This is a genomic window from Hansschlegelia sp. KR7-227 (genome assembly GCF_049446035.1).
Taxonomy (GTDB): Bacteria; Pseudomonadota; Alphaproteobacteria; order Rhizobiales; family Methylopilaceae; genus Methylopila.
On record NZ_JBMSEA010000001.1, the window covers coordinates 2403552 to 2420245 of the forward strand.

Sequence of the window (16694 nt, forward strand, 5' to 3'; positions counted from 1 at the left end):
GCGCCTGGTCAAGCCGCGATCGCGCGCCTGCGCCCGCCGCAGGGCGGGGTCCTGTCGCTTTCGTCTTGCGCCGGTCACGCGCCCGCGCCAATTGGAGGACACGAACCCCACGCTTTTGAACGAGGATATTTGCGCGATGAAGTTCTTCGTCGACACCGCCGACGTCAAAGAGATCCGCGAGCTCGCGGCCATGGGCATTCTCGACGGCGTGACCACCAACCCGTCGCTTGTGCTGAAGGCGAACCGCCCGTTCAAGGAGATCATCGCCGAGATCTGCGAGGTCGTGGAAGGGCCGGTGTCGGCCGAGGTCGCCGCGATCGACTATGACGGGATGATGAAGCAGGGGGAGATCCTGCGGAAAATCGCCGACAACGTCGCGGTCAAGGTGCCGCTCACCTGGGACGGCCTCAAGGCCTGCAAGGCGCTCACCTCCGACGGAACGATGGTGAACGTGACGCTCTGCTTCAGCGCGCCTCAGGCGCTGCTCGCGGCGAAGGCCGGCGCGACCTTCATCTCGCCCTTCATCGGCCGTCTCGACGATTCCGGGATCGACGGCATGGAGCTGATCCAGGACATCCGCACGATCTACGACAATTACCCCGACTTCTCGACCGAGATTCTCGCGGCTTCCATCCGCGGCGCGAACCACGTGAAGGACGCGGCCAAAGCGGGCGCCGACGTCGCGACCGTGCCGCCCTCGGTCCTCAAGAGCCTGGTCAAACACCCGCTGACCGACAAGGGCCTCGATCAGTTCGTCGCGGACTGGGCGAAGACCGGCCAGACCATCGAGTGACTGTCGTCTGACGGTGTCCGAATACCTTTGACTGGCGATTGACGCTGGGGCGGCCCAAAATTCTTACGCTCTGAAATGGAGCGTGATCAACGACCGGTCGGAACGCTTTATGACATGTCGCGTTGTTCGGCAGGGCTGAACAGCAGAGAGATACGACATGCGCAAGAGCGCTATTGCAATGGCCATCGCCCTCGGGCTCACCCTTCCCGTCGCCGCCTCCGCCCAGGAAGGCACCGTGACCGGGGCCGCTGGCGGCGCCGCCACCGGCGCGATCGTCGGCGGGCCTGTCGGCGCAGTCGTGGGCGGCGTAGCCGGCGCCGCGATCGGCACGGCCGTCGCCCCGCCGAAGGAAGTGCGCCAGTACGTCGTGCGCGACACCCGTCCGTCCGTCCGTTACGAGGGCGAGGTCGAGGTCGGCAGCACGCTTCCGGAGAACGTCGAAGTCTACGCCGTTCCGGACAGCGACTACAGCTACACCATCGTCAACGATCGCCGCTACATCGTGAGCAACAAGCGCAAGGTCGTCGAAGTCGTCGAGTGACACCTGGCTTCAGAGCAGACCTTTTGAGAAACCCCGCGCGTCGCGCGGGGTTTTTTCATGCGCGGCGTCAGAGGGCGCTCAGTCCGGCATGTACTGCACGGTCATCGCGCCGCCGTTCACGTTGCAGAAGGACGTCGAGTTCGCGATGCGGAAATCGCCGAAGCCGACGGCCCTGTACGTGGCGAGTTGAGGCCGGTTGATGACGAACAGGCGGGACAGGGTCACCGGTTTCATGTCGATCCGGCTCGCCGACAGCACGAAGTCGGTGCGTCTCGCTTCCGTATTCCGGGCCCGGATGTCCAAGTAGGACTTCTCGCCGAGCGACTGCGTGCCCGGCGCGTTGTAGACATAGGGGGAGTCGTCGTCGGTGAGTCCTAGAAAGACGTAATATTCGTAAGACTCCCCCATCCGCCCACGGGTGTCCGGCGTGCTCGGGGACACCGAGCAGAACACCGAGCCCTGCCAGGTCACCAGAGCCCGCCCCGGCGCGGCGAACCGCACCCGAAGATCGGAAATCGGCTTTGGCTTCAGCGCCTCGTCGGCGGGCGTGAAGGCCAGACAGAAATGGACGTTGTCAGCCGTGCCGCACGGCGTGTTCCCGCGCATGAACGGTCGGGCCTCGGGTCCGGCGGCGGAGGCTGGGGCCGCGCCCGCTGCGAGAGACGCGGCGAGCAGCGCGCCGATCAGCTTCGTCATCTGCGATCCCCATGCGTTTTGGCGCTTTTTTGGCACCTTTCCGCCAAGCTACATCGAAACGCCGCCGATGTGTACACGCCGCCCTCAAGGCGGCCGACATCGTCAAAACCCGCAGGCGGGATCGATCACCCCCGATTAAGCGTCGGCGCGCTACGCTCCCTGCATGACCGATCACACCAAGGCCGCGCCCCTTCTCCCCGCCGCTCCGGATTTGTGCGCGGGCGTCGCCGACTGGCTCCGCCATATCGGCGCGGAGCGGCGGCTGTCGCCGAAGACGGTCGAGGCCTACGGCCGCGACGTCCGCATTTTCCTCGCCTTCCTTCAGAACCATCTCGGCGCGCCGCCGACGCTCGCCGATCTCGCCGGGCTCGCGCCACGCGACGTCCGCGCCTTTCTCTCCCACAGGCGCGCCGACGGCATTTCGAGCCGTTCGCTGATGCGCGGGCTCGCCTCCGCACGCTCGCTCACGCGTCATCTGGCGCGGACCGGGCGCGGCGAAGCCTCCGCGCTGTCGGCCGTTCGCAGCCCCAAGATCGCGCGCAGCCTGCCCAAGCCCATCGCCGCGGCCGCGGCGAAGCGTCTGACCGATCCGGACGAGCGCGCCGGCGAGGATCGCGAGACCTGGGTGCTCGCCCGCGACGCCGCGGTGATCGCGCTGCTCTATGGCTGCGGCCTGCGCATCTCCGAAGCGCTGTCGCTGACGCGAGACGAAGCGCCGGTTCCGGGGGTCGACCGGATCGAGGTCCTCGGCAAGGGGGGCAAGCGGCGTCAGCTTCCGGTCATCGCCGCCGTCCAGACCGCGGTCGCCGACTATCTCCAGCTCTGCCCCTATGCGCTGGCGCCGAACGGGCCGCTGTTCGTCGGCGCGAAGGGCGGCCCGCTCAACCCGCGCATCGTCCAGCAGACGGTCGAGCGCATGCGCGGCGCGCTGGGGTTGCCGGACAGCGCGACGCCGCACGCGCTGCGCCATTCCTTCGCCACCCATCTGCTCGCCCGCGGCGGCGATCTCCGCACCATCCAGGAGCTGCTCGGCCACGCCAGCCTCTCCACGACCCAGATCTACACGGAGGTCGACGGCGCCCGCCTGCTGGCGATCCACGCCGCCTTCCATCCTCGCGGCGGGTCCAGCGGCCCGAAGCCTCACACGGCCAAGTGAACGGGCGCCTGAGCCTCCGGGGTAGCCGGCGGGGAGCGACGTGCTAGCCTTCCGAACATGGTCGTCGTCCGCGACGACGCCAACCACGAAGGAGACCTCACGCGATGAAGACCTTCGCTTCCGCGCTCGCCGCCGCCGCTTTCGCCGTGGCGCTCACAAGCTCCGCCTTCGCCTGCCCCTATTCGAACAAGTCCGCCTCGCTGACGGATGGCGGCTCCTACGAGACCGCGCAAAACGGGACCGGCGCTTCGTCGTCCCAGACGAAGTAGGCGTCTCGACTGTCGAATGAGGTTTGACGGTCGGGCGGGCGCGCCCGGCCGGTCGTCATGCGCACCGCGCTTGCGCGCGGGGATGGGCGGCGTTGCGCCGCCGGATATGGCCGCGGCTGGTCGCGGATGCTAACCCGCGGGTCCCGCCGAGGCCCGCGCCGCTTGACCGCTCCCCCGCCCGTAGATCCTGAAACGGTTCCCGCCGCGGCTTCCCGCCGGACGGCGACGCCGTGGGCCGGCTACGGCCTCGCGATGGCGGGCGCCGTGCTGTTCGCCTCCAAGGGCGTCTTCATAAAATTCGCCTACGCCGAGGGCGTCGACACCGAGACGCTGCTTGCGCTGCGCATGGCGCTTTCGGTCCCGATCTACGCCGCGATCGGCGCCGCGGCGGTGGCGCGCGCCGGCAGGCCTGCGGCGCTCGACGGCCGGACCCTGCTCGCGATCGGAGCCGTCGGAGCGCTCGGCTACTGGTTCGCGAGCTACATGGACTTCCTCGGGTTGGTCTATGTCTCGGCGCCGTTCGAGCGCCTGATCCTGTTCACCTATCCGCTGTTCACCGTGCTGCTCGGGGCCGCCTTCTTCCGCCAGCCGTTCCGCGCGAGCGCGCTCGCCGCGGCGGGCGTCAGCTATCTCGGGCTCGCGCTGGTGTTCGTGAAGGACGCGGACGTCGCGGGGCTCGAGGCGACGCGAACAGGCGCGCTTCTGGTGCTGGCGTCGGCGCTCGCCTTCGCGCTCTACCAGCTGTTCGCGAAAGGCCTGATCGGGCGCATCGGACCCAAGCTCTTCACCTGCCTCGCGATGTCGGCGGCGGGCGCCGTGGCGATCGCGCAGTTTCTCGTGGTGCGCGACCTCTCGATCCTCGCCTGCCTGACGCCGCGGGCGTGGGCGATCTGCGCGCTGCTCGCGACGGTCGGCACCGTCGCTCCGAGCTTCCTGCTGAGCGCCGCGCTGCACCGCATCTCGGCGCAGGCCAACGCCGCGATCGGCACGGTCAGCCCGATCGCGACGCTCGCTCTCGCCGCGGTCCTGCTCGATGAGCGGGTGACGCCGGTCGACGTGGCGGGCGCCCTCCTCGTGGTCGCCGGCGTCGGCTGGTTCACGTTGTCGGAGCGTCGCTGAAAACGCCGGCCTGCGACTTACGCGCCGCGGCGATCCGCCGAAACTGTGGTCTACTGAGCGCTCGGTGATTCAATCGGGGGATTGGCTCATGCGCATGACATGCCGGACCGTCGCTCTCGCGGTCGTTTTCAGCCTCGCGGCGCTCTTGTCCGCGCCGTCCGTCGCTCAGCAGGCGCCGCCCGAGACGCTGTCGCTCGCGAACGAGCTGGTGGACGAAGTCGCGGCCGACGGCTTCGTCGACGATCTCGTCGCCCGCACCTGGCTGGCCTATGAGAAACAGATCAGGCGTGAGCTCGAAACCGCCCCGGCCGCGTCGATCGCGGAGCTGCGTTCGGTCTATATCCGCCTCGTATCCGACAACGCCCACGAACTCCTCGCCGGGACGCCTGCGCTCTACGCCAAATATTTCGACGCCGACGAGCTTCGAGACATGCTTGCCTTCTACAGGTCGCCGACCGGGCGCAAGGCGCTCCGGGTGATGCCGAGAATGGTGGCGGAAAGCCTGCAGGCCTCCATGGCCGCGTCGCCCAAGGTGATCGCCCGGATGGATCAGGCGTTCCGCGACATCCTCCGGGAGCGCGGCGTCGAGTTGCCGATCTGAGGCGGCTCCGCGGCTTCGACCTGCCCGCCGCGCGCCGACGGAGCCGCCTGCCCCGTCACATGTGGATCGCGCGGCCCTCGACGGCGAGCGCCGCCTCCTTGACCGCCTCCGACAGCGTCGGATGCGCGTGACAGGTGCGGGCGATGTCCTCTGACGACGCGCTGAACTCCATCGCGACGGCCGCTTCCGCGATCAGCGTGCCCGCGTCCGGCCCGACGATGTGGACGCCGAGCACCCGGTCGGTCTTGGCGTCGGCCAGCACCTTCACGAAGCCGTCGGTGGTGCCGTTCGCCTTGGCGCGGCCGTTGGCGGTGAAGGGGAACTTGCCGGCCTTGTAGTCGACCCCGTCCGCCTTGAGCTCCTCCTCGGTGCGCCCCACCGAGGCGACCTCCGGATAGGTGTAGACGACGTTGGGAATCACCCCGTAGTTCACGTGGCCCGCCTTGCCCGCAAGGATCTCGGCGACCGCCATGCCCTCATCCTCGGCCTTATGCGCGAGCATCGGCCCCGCGATCGCGTCGCCGATGGCGTAGATCCCGTCGACATTGGTCTTGAAGTGCGCATCGGTCTTCACCCGGCCGCGCTCGTCGAGCTCGACGCCGGCCTCCTTGAGGCCGAGCCCTTCCGTGTAGGGAACGCGGCCGATCGCGACGAGCACGACGTCGGCCTCGATCGTCTCGGCGTCGCCGCCGGCGGCGGGCTCGACCGTCACGGCGAGTCGGGAGCCCTTCTTCGTCGCGCCGGTGACCTTCGAGCCGAGCTTGAACTCCATGCCCTGCTTCGACAGCAGGCGCTGGAACTGCTTGCCGAGGTCGACGTCCATGCCCGGCAGGATGCGGTCGAGGAACTCCACCACAAGCACCTCGGCGCCGAGCCGGCGCCAGACCGAGCCAAGCTCCAGCCCGATCACGCCGCCGCCGACCACGACCAGCTTCTTCGGGACCTTGGTCAGCTCCAGCGCGCCGGTCGAGGACACGATGCTCGTCTCGTCGATCTCGAGACCCTTCAGCCGCGCGACGTCGGAGCCCGTCGCGATCACGATCGACTTGCCTTCGAGCGTCTGCTTCTCCCCGCTGTCGGGCGTCACCTCGACCTTGCCGGCGCCGAGGATCTTCCCGACGCCGTGGAAGGTTTCGACCTTGTTCTTCTTCAGCAGGAACTCGACGCCCTTGACGTTGCCGGCGACGCCCTCGTCCTTGAAGGCCTGCATCTTCTTGAGGTCGAGCTTCGGGGCTGGCACGCCGATGCCCATCTTCTCGAAGGCGTGGCCGGCCTCCTCGAACAGTTCGGAGGCGTGCAAAAGGGCCTTCGAGGGGATGCAGCCGACGTTGAGGCAGGTGCCGCCATGGGTGGCGCGCTTCTCGACCACAGCGACCTTCAGGCCCAGCTGCGCCGCGCGGATCGCGCAGACATACCCGCCGGGACCCGTGCCGATGACGATGAGGTCGTAGGCGCCAGTGGTGTCAGCCATGGGTCAGGTCCGCTTTCTCTTGTTTGTTCGGGTCGGGCGGGACGTCGGCGCGCCGCCGACGGGGGCGGCCTGAGCAAAGTCGCGCCGTATGAGCTTGGACTGGATCGACAGCGTCCAGCGGTTGAGGAGGAAGATCGCGACCGACAGGCCGATGATCCACGGCACGACCATGATGAGCCCGGAGACCATGCGGTCGTGGTCCTTGACGTCGACATTCAGGAACAACGCGACCGCGATCAGCCCGACGATCGCCATGATCGTCTGCCGGTGGAGGGTCTGTTTTCGCGCCGCAATCGCAGCGGCGACCTCGGGCGGATCTGACGGCGTGTTCGTCGGAGCGTTCATGGCACGTCGAGGCCGCCCTGTGACGGACGCCGGAGGCTCGGAGGCGGCTCCAAGGCGGCGACGCGCCTTCAGAGGTCCATCATCAGCCGCGCCGGATCCTCGAGCGTCTCCTTGACGCGCACGAGGAACGTCACGGCTTCCTTGCCGTCGACCACGCGGTGGTCGTAGCTCAGCGCGAGATACATCATCGGGCGGATCTCGATCTTGCCGCCGATGGCCATCGGGCGCTCCTGGATCTTGTGCATCCCGAGAATGCCCGACTGCGGCGCGTTCAGGATCGGGGTCGACATCAGCGAGCCGTAGATGCCGCCATTGGTGATGGTGAAGGTGCCGCCCATCATCTCCTGGATGCCGAGCTTTCCGTCGCGGGCGCGCTTGCCGTAGTCGGCGATGGTCGACTCGACCTCGGCCAGGCTCTTGGCGTCCGCGTCGCGAACCACCGGCACGACGAGGCCCTTGTCGGTCCCGACCGCGATTCCGACGTGGTAATAGTTCTTGTAGACGAGCTCGTCGCCGTCGATCTCGGCGTTGACCGCCGGAATGTCCTTCAGCGCCTGGATGACGGCCTTCACGAAGAAGCCCATGAAGCCGAGCTTCACGCCGTGCTTCTTCTCGAACACGTCCTTGTACTTCGCGCGCAGCGCCATGACCTCGCCCATATCGACCTCGTTGAAGGTCGTGAGCATGGCGGCGCTGTTCTGGGCGTCCTTCAGCCGGCGCGCGATGGTCTGGCGCAGCTTCGTCATCCGCACGCGCTCTTCGCGCGCCGCGTCATCCGGCGCGGAGGGCGCGCGCGCCGAAACCGGCGCGGGCTGAGCGGTCGGAGACGCGGCGGGCGCCGGGGCCGGCTTGGCGGACGCGCCGCCCTCGGTCGCGGAGAGCATGTCGCCCTTGGTCACGCGACCGTCCTTGCCGCTGCCCTGGACCGCGGACGGGTCGACGCCGCTCTCCTCCGCGATGCGACGGACGGAGGGCGCGAGGCCCGCATCCGCGGGCGGCGCCGCGCCGCCATTCGCCTTCGGCGCCTCCTTGGGCTTGGTCTCGTTGGCGTCGTCCTTGATCGGCTTGTGGGCCTCGCCCTTGGCGGGCGCCGCTTTGGCCGGCTCAGAGGACTTGGCCGGCTCGGAGGATTTGGCCGGCTCGGCCGGCTTCGCATCCTTCGGAGCCGCCGCCGCGCCCTCGCCTGCGTCGATCGAGCCGAGCAGCGCGCCGACGCCGACGGTCTCGCCGTCCTTCGCCTCGATCGCGCCAAGCACGCCGGCGGCGGGGGCCGGCACTTCGAGCGTCACCTTGTCGGTCTCGAGCTCGACGATCGGCTCGTCCTGCTTGACCGCCTCTCCGGGCTTCTTGAACCAGCGGCCGATCGTGGCCTCGGTGACGGATTCGCCCAGCGTGGGAACGCGGATTTCAGTGGCCATCAGATCGCGCCCTCTGTCGGGGCCTCCCGGTTGTCGCCGCGGGCTTTGTGACCCGCTTTCGCCGGCGGCGCCGAAGCCGCCCGGTCATTGGTCGCCGCGCTACTCGCCGAGCGCGTCATTGAGGAAGGCCTGCAGCTGCGCGAGGTGCTTGGACATCAACCCCGTCGCCGTCGCGGCCGAAGCCGGCCGGCCGGCGTAGCGCGGCCGACGGTGAAGCGCGCCGATCTGGTTCAGCACCCACTCGATGTAATCTTCGACGAAGAACCAGGAGCCCATATTCTTGGGCTCCTCCTGGCACCACACCACCTCGGCCTGCTTGAAGCGCGACAGCTCGCTGACCGCCGCCTTCACCGGGAACGGATAGAGCTGTTCGACGCGCAGGACGTAGACGTCGTCGATGCCGCGTTTCTCGCGCTCCTCGACGAGGTCGTAATAGACCTTGCCCGAGCACATCACGACGCGGCGGATCTGGTCGTCCGGCTTGAGCTGAACGGTCGAGCCCGGCGACAGCTGCGCGTCGTCCCACAGCAGACGGTGGAACACCGTGCCTTCGGACATCATCGACAGCGGCGAGGTCGCGCGCTTGTGGCGCAGCAGCGACTTCGGCGTCATGACGATCAGCGGCTTGCGGAAGTCGCGCACCAGCTGGCGCCGCAGCACGTGGAAGTAGTTCGCCGGAGTCGTGCAGTTCACGACCTGCATGTTGTCCTCGGCGCACATCTGGAGATAGCGCTCCAGACGGGCGGAGGAGTGCTCCGGCCCCTGCCCCTCATAGCCGTGCGGAAGCAGCATCACGAGGCCGGACATGCGCAGCCATTTGCGCTCGCCGGACGATAGGAACTGGTCGATCACGACCTGCGCGCCGTTCGCGAAGTCGCCGAACTGCGCCTCCCACAGCGTCAGCGCGTTCGGCTCGGCCAGTGTGTAGCCATATTCGAAGCCGAGCACGGCCTCTTCCGACAGCATCGAGTTGATGACCTCGAAGCGGGCCTGGTCCGGCGACAGGTTCGACAGCGGCGTGAAGCGCGCCTCGGTCTCCTGATCGGTCAGCACCGAATGGCGCTGGCTGAAGGTGCCGCGCTCGACGTCCTGGCCGACCAGCCGGACGGGCTTGCCGTCGACGAGCAGCGATCCCAGGGCGAGCGCCTCCGCCATCGCCCAGTCCAGGTTCTCGCCGTCCTCCACCATCTTGCGGCGGGTGTCGAGCAGCCGCTTGATGGTGCGGTGGACCTGAAAACCCTCGGGCGCGAAGGAGAGCTTGCGCCCGATCTCCTTCAGCCGGTCGAGCGGCACGCCGGTCTTGCCGCGGCGCGGATCGTCATAGTCCCGCGAGGCCTTGATTCCCGACCAGCGACCGTCGAGCCAGTCGGCCTTGTTGGGCTTGTAGGCCTGGCCCGCCTCGTACTCCTCTTCGAGCCGCGCGCGGAAGGCGGCGCGCATCTCGTCGACCTCGCCCGGCCTGATCACGCCTTCGGCCTCGAGCCGCTTGGCGTAGATCTCCAGCGTCGAAGGATGGCTGCGGATGATCTTGTACATCCGCGGCTGGGTGAAAGCCGGCTCGTCGCCTTCATTGTGACCGAAGCGGCGGTAGCAGAACATGTCGATCACGACCGGCTTGTGGAACTTCTGCCGGAATTCGGTCGCGATCTTGGCGGCGAAGGTCACAGCCTCCGGGTCGTCGCCGTTCACGTGGAAGATCGGCGCCTCGATCATCTTGGCGCTGTCGGACGGATAGGGCGAGGAGCGCGCGTTGCGCGGGCTGGTCGTGAAGCCGATCTGGTTGTTGATGATGAAATGCAGCGAGCCGCCGGTCTTGTGACCCTTCAGGCCGGACAGGCCGAAGCACTCCGCGATCACGCCCTGGCCGGCGAAGGCCGCGTCGCCGTGGATCAGCATCGGCATGACGCGGACGCGGTCGACGTCCATGTGCTGATCCTGCTTGGCGCGGACCTTTCCGAGCACCACGGGATCGACGATCTCGAGATGCGACGGGTTCGCGGTCAGCGACAGATGCACGGAGTTGCCGTCGAACTCGCGGTCCGACGAGGCGCCGAGATGGTATTTGACGTCGCCCGAGCCCTCGACCTCGTCGGGGGTCCAGGAGCCGCCCTTGAACTCGTGGAAGATCGCGCGATGCGGCTTCGCCAGCACCTGGGCGAGGATGTTCAGACGGCCGCGATGGGCCATGCCGAACACGATCTCGCGCACGCCGAGCGCGCCGCCGCGCTTGATGATCTGCTCGAGCGCCGGAACGATCGACTCGCCGCCGTCGAGGCCGAAGCGCTTCGTGCCTGTGTATTTGACGTCGAGGAACTTCTCGAAGCCCTCGGCTTCGACCAGCTTGTTCAGGATCGCCTTTTTGCCTTCGGTCGTGAAGGCGATGCCCTTGTCCGGCCCCTCGATGCGCTCCTGAATCCAGGCCTTCTCGCCGGGCTCGGAGATGTGCATGAACTCGACGCCGAGCGTGCCGCAATAGGTCCGCTTCAGGATCGAAAGCATCTCGCGGACGGTCGCGAATTCGACGCCGAGCACGTAGTCGATGAAGATCTTGCGATCCATGTCGGCTTCGCCGAAGCCGTAGGACGCGGGGTCGAGCTCTTCGCGATCGGGCCGCTGCTCAAGCTTCAGCGGATCGAGATCGGCCGCGAGATGGCCGCGGATGCGGAAGGCCCGGATCATCATCAGCGCGCGGGTGGAGTCGCGCGTCGCGTCCTTGATCTCGTCGACGGTGAGCGTCTGGCCCTTGGATTCAGCCTTCGCCTTCAGCTTCTGGGCGAAGCCGACCTCGATCGCGCTCCAATTGCCGTCGAGCGCCGATACGAGCTCGCCATTGGCCGGGACCGGCCAGTTCGGCCTCTCCCAGGACGGGCCGTCCGCGGTCTTCTCGACCGCGCCGGCCTCGTCGCCGAGGTCCTCGAAAAAGGCGCGCCATTCCGGATCGACCGAAGCGGGGTCCTTCAGGAAGCGCGCCTGCAGGTCCTCGACATAGGCGGCGTTGCCGCCCCAGAGGAAGGAGGAGCGGGTGAATGCCTCGTTCGCCGCCTGGCGTGACATTGGACGTGACCTGCGTTTGGACCGAATGTGCCTTTTCGCACCTGCAATATAGGCCGAAAGGCTGAGATTTGAACGCCTGAATTGCGGAAATGACGTGACAGTCGCGGCGGGGCTTAGCCCTTCATCAGTTCGACGAGGGTTTTTCCCAGGCGCGCGGGTGATGGGGAGACGCGGATTCCTGCGGCTTCCATGGCGGCGATCTTGTCGTCGGCGCCGCCCTTGCCGCCCGAGATGATCGCGCCGGCGTGGCCCATGCGGCGTCCGGGAGGCGCCGTGCGGCCGGCGATGAAGCCCACTGTCGGCTTCTTGCGGCCCCGCCGCGCCTCGTCGGCGAGGAACTGCGCCGCGTCCTCCTCCGCCGAGCCGCCGATCTCGCCGATCATCACGATCTGCTCGGTGCGGTCGTCGGCGAGAAACATCTCCAGCACGTCGATGAATTCGGTCCCCTTCACAGGGTCGCCGCCGATGCCGACCGCCGTGGTCTGGCCGAGGCCCTCCTGCGTCGTCTGGAACACCGCCTCATAGGTCAGCGTGCCCGAACGCGACACAACGCCCACCGTGCCGCGGGAGAAGATGTTGCCCGGCATGATGCCGATCTTGCATTCGCCAGCCGTCACGACGCCCGGACAGTTCGGGCCGATCAGCCGCGTCTTCGAGCCTTCGAGCGCCCGCTTCACCTTGACCATGTCGAGCACGGGAACGCCCTCGGTGATGCACACCACCAGAGGAATCTCGGCTGCGATCGCCTCGCAGATCGCGTCGGCTGCGCCTGGGGGCGGCACGTAGACCACCGAGGCCTGCGCCCCCGTCGCCTCCTTCGCCTCCAGCACCGTGTCGAACACGGGAAGGTCGAGATGCGTCTGGCCGCCCTTCCCAGGCGCCACGCCGCCGACCATCTTCGTCCCGTAGGCGATCGCCTGAGTCGAATGGAACGTGCCGTTCTTGCCGGTGAAACCCTGGCAGATCACCTTGGTCTCGGCGTCGATCATCACGGCCATGGCTCAGTTCCCCTTCTTCACGGCTGCGACGATCTTCTGCGCGGCGTCGTCGAGATCGTCGGCCGACAGGACGTTCAGCCCGCTCTCGGCGATGATCTTCTTGCCTTCTTCGACATTGGTGCCCTCGAGCCGCACCACCAGCGGAACCTCGAGTCCCACCGTCTTGACCGCCGCGATCACGCCGCGTGCGATCACGTCGCACTTCATGATGCCGCCGAAGATGTTGACCAGGATGCCCTTCACCTGAGGGTCCGCGGTGATGATCTTGAACGCCGCCGTGACCTTCTCCTCGGACGCGCCGCCGCCGACGTCGAGGAAGTTCGCCGGCTCCTCGCCGTAGAGCTTGATGATGTCGAGCGTCGCCATCGCGAGGCCCGCCCCGTTCACCATGCAGCCAATCGTGCCGTCGAGCGCGATGTAGGCGAGGTCGTATTTCGAGGCCTCGATCTCCTTGGCGTCCTCCTCCGTGAGGTCGCGTAGCTCGGCGAGCTCGGGATGGCGGTAGAGCGCGTTCGAGTCGAAGGTGACCTTCGCGTCGAGGCACTTCAGCTCGCCGCCCTTGGTCACGATCAGCGGGTTGATCTCCAGCATCGCCATGTCGGTCCCGACGAAGGCGGCGTAGAGCTGCTCGACCAGGACGCCCGCCTGCTTGGCGAGATCGCCCGTCAGGCCGAGCGCCTTGGCGACGCTCCGCCCATGATGCGGCATCGCCCCGGTCGCGGGATCGATCGTCAGCGTGACGATCTTCTCCGGCGTGGAATGCGCCACCTCCTCGATGTCCATCCCGCCTTCCGTGCTGACGACGAAGGCGACGCGGCCGGTCGTGCGGTCGACCAGCGCGGAGACATAGAACTCCTTCGCGATCTCCGAGCCTTCCTCGACATAGAGGCGGTTCACCTGCTTGCCCGCAGGCCCGGTCTGCTTGGTCACGAGCGTCCGGCCGAGCATCTGGGCGACGTTCGCCTTCACCTCGTCGACCGAGCGCGACAGCCGCACGCCGCCGGCTTCGCCGGCCTCCGCCTCCACGAAGCGGCCCTTGCCGCGGCCGCCCGCATGGATCTGCGACTTGACCACCCACACCGGACCGCCGAGCTCGGCCGCCGCGGCCTCAGCCTCTTCGACCGCCGTGACCGGCACGCCGCGGCCGACGGGAACGCCGAACGTCCGCAGCAAGGCCTTGGCCTGATATTCGTGAATGTTCATCTGGTCGTCCTCAAGCGTTTGAAGCGGCGCTTCGAAGAGAGGTGCTGCGTGCGTCGAGACGGCTCTTCGAGTCTCCCCAGCATGAGGGAGGTGGAGGACGCCCATCCTCGACCATCCTCATGCTGGGGAGCCTTGGCGTCAGCCAAGGCGTCTCGAAGCACGCACGACACGAATTGCGGCGACGGCGCTCGTCATTTTCCCAGGTTCGGGGCGATGCTCTTGCAGGTCTCGATCAGGCCCTTCACGGCGTTGACCGACTTGTCGAACTCAGCCTTTTCAGCCTCGTCGAGCTCGATCTCGACGATGCGCTCCACGCCGGCGGCGCCGATCACGGTCGGGACGCCGACATAGATGCCGTCGACGCCGTACTGCCCGGTCAGATGGGCGGCGCAGGGCAGAACCCGCTTCTTATCCTTCAGATAGCTCTCGGCCATCGCGATCGCGGAAGCCGCCGGCGCGTAGAACGCCGATCCCGTCTTCAGCAGCGCGACGATTTCGGCGCCGCCGTCGCGGGTGCGCTGGACGATCTGGTCGAGCTTCTCCTGCGTGGTCCAGCCCATCTTGACCAAGTCCGGCAGGGGAATGCCGGCGACGGTGGAGTAGCGCGCGAGCGGCACCATCGTGTCGCCATGGCCGCCGAGCACGAAGGCGGTGACGTCCTCGACCGAGACGCCGAACTCCTCGGCCAGGAAGTAGCGGAAGCGCGAGCTATCGAGCACGCCGGCCATGCCGACGACCTTCTCGGCTTTGAGGCCCGAGGACTGCTGGAGGGCCCACACCATCGCGTCGAGCGGGTTCGTGATGCAGATCACGAAAGCGTCGGGCGCGTATTTCGCGATGCCGGCGCCGACCTGCTCCATGACCTTGAGGTTGGTGCCGATCAGGTCGTCGCGGCTCATGCCAGGCTTGCGCGGCACGCCGGCGGTGACGATCACCACGTCGGCGCCGGAGAGATCCTCGTAGGACGAGGTGCCCTTCAGCTTCGCGTCGAAGCCGTCGACCGGGGAGGACTCCGCGAGATCGAGCGCCTTGCCCTGCGGCACGCCGTCGACGATGTCGAACAGGACGACGTCGCCGAGTTCCTTCAGGCCGACGAGGTGGGCGAGCGTTCCGCCGATCTGGCCGGCGCCGACGAGACCGATCTTGCTGCGGGCCATCAAGGTACCTCTTCGTTCAGATTTCAGGATGTGAACGGGCCGAAGCGGCCGGAGACGTCAGGCCGTTCGACTAGCCCGATCAGGCCTGCGGTTCAAGGCATTGAACGCGCAAATCAGCCCATCGGGGTTCGACATGGCGGAGGCCCGCGCTCACGTTTCGACGAGGCCGGTGGTCGCGCCGCTCGCCGCGCTGTGGCCGGCCCCGTGCGGGCGCGACAGCCATTCGTCCGAGCCCATCTCGACCAGCCGCGAGGCGGTGCGCGCGAAGCCGAAGCTCTCGTAGCCCTCGCTTCCCGTCCACAGCCGGTCGGGTTCGGCGTCGGCGGAGGCGACCAGCTTGACGTTGCGCTCGTAGAGCGCGTCGATCAGCGTCATGAAGCGGCGCGCCTCGTTGCGGCGGTTCTCGTCGAGCCTCGGCACGCGGTCGAGCACCAGGGCATGGTAGCGCCGCGCGAGGGCGAGGAAGTCCGCGGCGCCGAGCGGCTTGGCGCAGAGATCGTCGAAGCTCGCCCGCGCGACGCCGTTGGCGGCGCGCGGGATCTTCACCTCCCGTCCCTGCACCTCGAAGCTTGCGGGAGCGCCCTCCTCCCCGGCGAGCGCGAGAAAGGCGGCGTCGAGCGCGGCCTCGGCGTCCCCGTCGGCCGGCGTGATCCACACCTTGCCTTCGCCCAGCTTCTCGCGTCGGAAATCGGTGCGCGCGTCGAGCCGCAGCACGTCGAGCCTCTGCTCCAGCATCCTGACGAAAGGCAGGAACAGCGAGCGGTTCAGGCCGTCCTTGTAGAGGTCCTGAGGGGGCACGTTGGAGGTCGCGACGACCACCACGTCGGCCTCGAACAGCCGCTCGAACAGCCGGCCGAGGATCATCGCGTCGGCGATGTCGGTGACGTGGAACTCGTCGAAGCAGAGCAGGGACGCCTCGCGCGCGAGCGCGTCGCCGACCTGCGGAATGACGTCGCCCGAGCCGCCCCGCCCGTGCTTCGCCGCCTGTCGCGCGGCGTGGATGCGGGCGTGGACGTCCTGCATGAAGTCGTGGAAATGCGCCCGCCGCTTCGTTTCGACGGGCGCGGCCGCGAAGAACAGGTCCATAAGCCGGGTCTTGCCGCGCCCGACGTCGCCCCAGACATAGAGGCCCTTCGGGGCGGGCGCGCTCGATCGCCCGAACAGCCAGCCGAGCGCGCCGGGCTTGGCGGAGACGCGTTCCCGCAAATTGCCTTCAAGCACGTCGAGCCGGGCGACAAGCTTCTCCTGCGCCGGATCGCGGTCAAGAGCTCCGGAACGGAGCAGCGCTTCGTAGCGCTCGCGGGTGGTCGGGTTCGTGGAGATGGGCTTCAGCCCCGGAGAACGGTCGGCGAGGCGTTTCGCCGTTGCGACGCGCGACCGCATAACAGAGCCGCGGTCGGCGCGTCAAAGCCGCATGATTCCGGCTCGGACGTCACGTTCGCGTAACGGCGGAACGCCGCGGCCGACGTGGGCGTTTCGCCGACAAGGCCGCAGCGCCAGCTCTCGGCCGCAGGTTTTGGAGCGTTCCATGAAACTGATGTTCGCCGCCGCCGCCGCGACCTGCCTTCTGGGCTTCGCCGGCACGGCCGAGGCAGCCGCCCTCCATCGCGGAGCGCCGGCTTCGGCGCAGGCCGGACAGGTCCGGGCCGAACCGGTCGGCGTCCGATGCGACGGAAACCGGGCGACCCGGCGCGTCTGCGTCGAGCGCCGGACGGCTTACGAGCGCCGCGAAGCCCGCCGTCACGGGCGCGTCGCGGAGGACGAAGGCGGCCCCTACGGCCCGACGCTCACCAACGACTATTATTTCCAGCAGTCGATGTACGACTTCCAGGACGGCAAGAAGGCCAACCTCAAAGAGTACAAATAGCCGGCG

The 16694-nt window shown here is 67.9% G+C and carries 16 protein-coding genes; 7 read left to right on the plus strand and 9 right to left on the minus strand.

Features of this window, described 5'->3' with window-relative positions; translation table 11 throughout:
• Positions 1–136: 136 nt before the first annotated feature.
• Positions 137–793, plus strand: a complete 657-nt coding sequence (gene fsa / locus ACO2RJ_RS11250) for a fructose-6-phosphate aldolase (protein WP_423268103.1) — start codon at positions 137–139, stop codon at positions 791–793.
• Between the two features lie 178 nt (positions 794–971).
• Positions 972–1334 carry a DUF1236 domain-containing protein gene (locus ACO2RJ_RS11255; protein ID WP_423268104.1) on the plus strand — a complete coding sequence of 121 codons (363 nt, stop codon included), beginning with the start codon at positions 972–974 and terminating at the stop codon, positions 1332–1334.
• Positions 1335–1412: 78 nt separating this feature from the next.
• Here ACO2RJ_RS11255 and ACO2RJ_RS11260 read toward each other — a convergent pair whose 3' ends face one another.
• On the minus strand, positions 1413–2030 hold the full coding sequence (locus ACO2RJ_RS11260; protein WP_423268105.1) for a hypothetical protein: 618 nt from the start codon (positions 2028–2030) through the stop codon (positions 1413–1415).
• A gap of 163 nt (positions 2031–2193) precedes the next feature.
• On the opposite strand from ACO2RJ_RS11260, the gene ACO2RJ_RS11265 reads away from it, so the two are divergent.
• The 4 genes from ACO2RJ_RS11265 (at position 2194) to ACO2RJ_RS11280 (ending at position 5175) form a co-directional block, all read left to right on the plus strand.
• The gene (locus tag ACO2RJ_RS11265) at positions 2194–3186 is read left to right on the plus strand and encodes a tyrosine recombinase XerC (RefSeq protein WP_423268106.1); all 993 of its coding nucleotides are present in this window, start codon (positions 2194–2196) and stop codon (positions 3184–3186) included.
• A gap of 104 nt (positions 3187–3290) precedes the next feature.
• Complete coding sequence (locus tag ACO2RJ_RS11270; protein ID WP_423268107.1) at positions 3291–3455, plus strand: hypothetical protein; 165 nt, start codon at positions 3291–3293, stop codon at positions 3453–3455.
• A 162-nt stretch (positions 3456–3617) separates the two neighbouring features.
• Positions 3618–4574: a DMT family transporter gene (locus ACO2RJ_RS11275; protein ID WP_423268108.1), complete on the plus strand. Its 957-nt coding sequence runs from the start codon at positions 3618–3620 to the stop codon at positions 4572–4574.
• Positions 4575–4662: 88 nt separating this feature from the next.
• Complete coding sequence (locus tag ACO2RJ_RS11280; RefSeq protein ID WP_423268109.1) at positions 4663–5175, plus strand: DUF2059 domain-containing protein; 513 nt, start codon at positions 4663–4665, stop codon at positions 5173–5175.
• A 55-nt stretch (positions 5176–5230) separates the two neighbouring features.
• Here ACO2RJ_RS11280 and lpdA read toward each other — a convergent pair whose 3' ends face one another.
• The 8 genes from lpdA to zapE all read right to left on the minus strand — a co-directional run bounded on the left by lpdA (position 5231) and on the right by zapE (position 16204).
• Entirely contained in the window at positions 5231–6646 is a 1416-nt protein-coding gene (gene lpdA, locus ACO2RJ_RS11285; RefSeq protein ID WP_423268110.1) for a dihydrolipoyl dehydrogenase, read from the minus strand.
• Between the two features lie 3 nt (positions 6647–6649).
• On the minus strand, positions 6650–6991 hold the full coding sequence (locus ACO2RJ_RS11290) for a hypothetical protein (protein WP_423268111.1): 342 nt from the start codon (positions 6989–6991) through the stop codon (positions 6650–6652).
• A gap of 68 nt (positions 6992–7059) precedes the next feature.
• Entirely contained in the window at positions 7060–8409 is a 1350-nt protein-coding gene (gene odhB, locus ACO2RJ_RS11295) for a 2-oxoglutarate dehydrogenase complex dihydrolipoyllysine-residue succinyltransferase (protein WP_423268112.1), read from the minus strand.
• Positions 8410–8508: 99 nt separating this feature from the next.
• A complete protein-coding gene (locus ACO2RJ_RS11300; protein ID WP_423268113.1) occupies positions 8509–11463 on the minus strand; it encodes a 2-oxoglutarate dehydrogenase E1 component in 2955 nt (984 codons plus the stop codon).
• Positions 11464–11576: 113 nt separating this feature from the next.
• Positions 11577–12461 carry a succinate--CoA ligase subunit alpha gene (gene sucD / locus ACO2RJ_RS11305; protein ID WP_423268114.1) on the minus strand — a complete coding sequence of 295 codons (885 nt, stop codon included), beginning with the start codon at positions 12459–12461 and terminating at the stop codon, positions 11577–11579.
• A gap of 3 nt (positions 12462–12464) precedes the next feature.
• Positions 12465–13769, minus strand: a complete 1305-nt coding sequence (sucC, locus tag ACO2RJ_RS11310) for an ADP-forming succinate--CoA ligase subunit beta (RefSeq protein WP_423268115.1) — start codon at positions 13767–13769, stop codon at positions 12465–12467.
• Positions 13770–13855: 86 nt separating this feature from the next.
• Positions 13856–14821 (minus strand): malate dehydrogenase, encoded by a 966-nt coding sequence (gene mdh / locus ACO2RJ_RS11315; RefSeq protein WP_423268116.1) that lies wholly within the window; start codon positions 14819–14821, stop codon positions 13856–13858.
• A gap of 150 nt (positions 14822–14971) precedes the next feature.
• Complete coding sequence (zapE, locus tag ACO2RJ_RS11320; RefSeq protein ID WP_423268117.1) at positions 14972–16204, minus strand: cell division protein ZapE; 1233 nt, start codon at positions 16202–16204, stop codon at positions 14972–14974.
• A 145-nt stretch (positions 16205–16349) separates the two neighbouring features.
• On the opposite strand from zapE, the gene ACO2RJ_RS11325 reads away from it, so the two are divergent.
• Positions 16350–16688, plus strand: a complete 339-nt coding sequence (locus ACO2RJ_RS11325; protein ID WP_423268118.1) for a hypothetical protein — start codon at positions 16350–16352, stop codon at positions 16686–16688.
• Positions 16689–16694: the final 6 nt, after the last annotated feature.